The organism is Exiguobacterium sp. A1_3_1, assembly GCF_048985645.1.
In the GTDB taxonomy this organism is placed as follows: domain Bacteria; phylum Bacillota; class Bacilli; order Exiguobacteriales; family Exiguobacteriaceae; genus Exiguobacterium_A; species Exiguobacterium_A indicum.
Genome location: NZ_WBYY01000244.1, coordinates 1 through 3,603, shown reverse-complemented (window position 1 = coordinate 3,603; position 3,603 = coordinate 1). Strand labels below are relative to the sequence as shown.

3 protein-coding genes are annotated in these 3,603 nt (G+C 34.8%); all 3 read right to left on the bottom strand.

Annotation, left to right across the window (positions count from 1 at the left end):
• Nucleotides 1-177 precede the first annotated feature (177 nt).
• Complete coding sequence (locus tag F8N00_RS17040; RefSeq protein WP_075642723.1) at nt 178-1,299, bottom strand: cysteine desulfurase family protein; 1,122 nt, start codon at nt 1,297-1,299, stop codon at nt 178-180.
• A gap of 14 nt (nt 1,300-1,313) precedes the next feature.
• On the bottom strand, nt 1,314-1,685 hold the full coding sequence (locus F8N00_RS17035; protein WP_075642724.1) for a DndE family protein: 372 nt from the start codon (nt 1,683-1,685) through the stop codon (nt 1,314-1,316).
• The coding region (gene dndD, locus F8N00_RS17030) for a DNA sulfur modification protein DndD (RefSeq protein ID WP_421018649.1) at nt 1,682-3,603 on the bottom strand (1,922 nt) is incomplete at its 5' end. The genes F8N00_RS17035 and dndD, both read right to left, overlap by 4 nt.

Genomic DNA, 3,603 nt, shown 5'->3' with positions numbered 1-3,603 from the left:
ACTATACACTGGTTCATTTACCAGAAGCCTTCGGAATTAGAGGTATTCTTCAACCAATTCAGCAAATCAAAGAGCAAATCGATAAAATTACAAGTGATATCAAAAAAGAAGATTTAATAGAATCTCTTTATACGCCTTAAAAAAATCAGCATCGGATACCCGATGCTGATTTACTTTTTACAACTCTAAAAAAATATCTAGTTCTTTTTCCGATTGATATGGCGAAAGAGAGAAACGTATAGTTGATCGAAGTTGTTCCATCGTACATCCGATTTCTTGTAACACATGACTTGGTTTACTAGAACTACAGGCAGATCCAGTAGATACTGCCATAACAGGTGCTAGTTCTTTACAAAGAATCTCATTATTTAAGCCTTTGAATTGAACACTTAGGATACCTGGAATCTTGTTACTTTCATCATTATTGAACTGAATAACATCACCAAACTGTTGCATTAATAGCTGCTTAAGTTTAGATTCAAGCGTTAGTAAATGTTGACGATGTTCATTCAATTTTGAATAAGCTATCTCAGCTGCTTTTCCCATACCGACAATTAATGGAACTGCGTGAGTCCCGCTTCGATATCCATTCTCCTGAGCTCCCCCGTGTAAAAGAGGAGTAATTTTTAATGATAAGCCCATTTCATCTTTACGAACGATTGCCGCACCGATTCCTTTAGGACCATAAAACTTGTGCGCAGATACGGATACCAATTGAACGTAAGGAAGATTTTCTAAATCCACAGGTACTTTCCCAATTACTTGCGTCGCATCAGAATGAAAAAATGCATTATATTTATGAGCTAATTCAGATGCCTCTTTAATTGGATTCAATGAACCTAGTTCATTGTTTCCCCAAAGGAGTGAAACAAGAAGAGTTGGTTGCTCTGAAAGAGCTTTTTCTAATTCCGCCAAACCAATTCTTCCAAATGAATCTACCGAAAGATATACAACATCAAACCCTTGAGTTTCGAGATAGCGGAGTGTCTCTAGTACTGAAGGATGCTCTACAGTACTAGAGATGATTCGCTTACCTTTATTAGAATGTGACATTGCAATTCCCTTTAATAGAAAATTGTTGCTTTCAGTGGCTCCACTCGTAAAAATTACTTCGTCTGCCTTACTGTTTACTAATGTCGCTACAGCTTGTCTAGCGTGATCCACTGCTACTTTTGCATCAACAGCTTGAGAATAGTACTTGCTTGATGGATTACCAAAAATATCTGTCCAATAAGGTAACATTGCATCTACTACTTCCTGGTGCGTTGGCGTTGTCGCACTGTTATCTAGATACAGCATACTATCCTCCCAACTTACTCAGTTTCTAAAATCTTCATCCAAAATTTCTGTGGATTTCCTGAGTATTGATAAATTTTAAATAGTTCCTTTGCACCACGATCAATATGAGCATTAAAAAGATCTGGAAAGTAACTTTCTTCGTCAATTGATTTGCGTGCATGTTGTAAAATCATTGCCTTGTACGAAAAATCATTTTCCCCAGTTAATGTTGCTCTTGAAATTTCAAAATTAGAAATATCATTATTATTTACTGTAGGCATTTCTTTATCTTTGAGTGAAAATGCAACTGCTATTCTTGCTAAAACGTTTGGCGTTATATTTGTACTCGCCTGTAGTTGTTGAAATATTTCTAACGTCGAATTAGATAGTTTTAAGCGATGATTCATGATATTTTCTCCGTTTCATTAAAGCGGAAGTAACTTGGAACAACCTTAATTGAACGTTCTGCTGTATCAAAGTTCAAACTGTATTCTTTATTTATAAAAGGCTTCAACAAATTGTAATTTGCTTCAGTCACTTCAGAATCCGTTGAGAGAATTAATACTTGTTCACCAAAGGCAGGAATAAGTTCTGTCAGTAAGTTTTCGCGATGCTTAACGTCTAATCTTCCTAAAAGTGTATCAAAAATAAATGGCAACTTATTTCCTGAAACATCAAACACTGCCCAAACAAGAGACATCAGTAACAATTGTTTTTCTCCTGCAGAAAGCGTTGATTGTGGAATTCTTTTTTGATCTTCTGCGTATAGAGTAACTTCATAGGTTTCTGAATTGATCACCAAACGGTGAAGATATCCTCTTTTTCGAAAAAGACGATTAATCATTTTTAAGGCTTGTTTTTCGATGAGCTGAATTCCTTTTTGTTGTTGTTGATTTTGGAACTCCAGTAAAAGAGCTCTCATAGCAGTTGCATTATGCATGACGCTACTAGATTGGTTTGCTTCTCTATCAATTTCTTCTCTCAATTGTTCAAATTCTTCTTGTAATTTCATTCGCTCTTCTTGAACGCTTCCCCATTGTTTCGTTGTTGTTTTTAGTTCTTGATTCTTTTCAGCGATATTTGCTTGTAACTGTTCAAGCTGAGTTAGCATGCCCATAAAATCTTCAACACTATCACTTTGAACAGTGAGTTTTTGTTTAATTAATTTAATTTCTTCATCCATCTCTTGTTGATCACTTATTTTTTGTTTGTAATACGAAAGATCAATACCTTTTGTCATTTCAAATAAGGACTCAATTTGAGCTTTTTCACTAAAAGAAGCACGATGGATGGTTGCTTGACCCTTTGGTTGAATAGAGACCAAAGAGTCTTCTAACGCTTGTTCTAACTCTTTTGGACTTGTTGAAATACGATTGGAAAGTTCACTGGCTAACTCTTCAAGTAACTCTCGTTTCACATCGTCAATACTTTCAATTAACTTTTCTCCTTTTAACTGTTCTCTTACTGTTCCAATCAAATCTCGATTCAGTAAAAAGGGCAAGCTACCATTGATCAGATCTTGAACACTCGTTTTATTTTCTTTTTTCTTACGTTCCAACTCATTTAGTTGACTCTTTAACTGATCTTCTTCTTCTTTCAATAAACCTCCGAAGGACTTCAGTTCACTTTTCTGTGCATTCATCGTTAACTTAAGTTCTTCTAAATCAATAGATAGCTCATCATATCGTTTTTGCAATCTATCATCTTCTTGAATAAAGTGATTTAGTTTTCCCTTTAGATCTTCAAATTTTCTTTGTTTATTCGTATCGATTGTACTCTTAGTTTCATCACTGATTACACGATTAATCGTATCCTCTAACAAAACTGGCACCTCTAACTTCAAAGCACTTTTTATTAGTCTCTCAAGATGATTCGATAACTCATCTTGTTGGATAATCCGATTAATTTCTTCTCCATCAAATAAACAAACATCGTATAGATAGGGAGGCAGTGATTCGCAAAAACGATTAAAAATCAAATCTCTTTTTTCATCACTTACAGGTAAACTTGAACCATCTTTATAAATCGAAAAAAATTCTTTCCCACCTGTTTCTGTGAAGTTCCACTCTCTTACGAAACGAATTTCCTCTCTGACAGAGGACTCCACTTGTTCAAAAGTTAAATCAATTTTGAACCATGGCACTGAAATTTTTAGTCCCTCTATTTTCTCTAATTCATCGTGATTCATTAGACCTTTAATTTTTTTAAAATATGTTGATGAAGCAGTTTTCATATCATAAGCAAGTGGTCCAAAAAGTCCTAATTTCATTGCCGATAAAAATGTTGTTTTACCAGCACCATTTTTTCCACCGATCAAGGTCACAT

Bases quoted from the DNA above. Each gene is read 5' to 3' on its own strand.
- F8N00_RS17040 (WP_075642723.1), bottom strand. From the start codon at position 1,299: ATGCTGTATCTAGATAACAGTGCGACAACGCCAACGCACCAGGAAGTA.
- F8N00_RS17035 (WP_075642724.1), bottom strand. From the start codon at position 1,685: ATGAATCATCGCTTAAAACTATCTAATTCGACGTTAGAAATATTTCAA.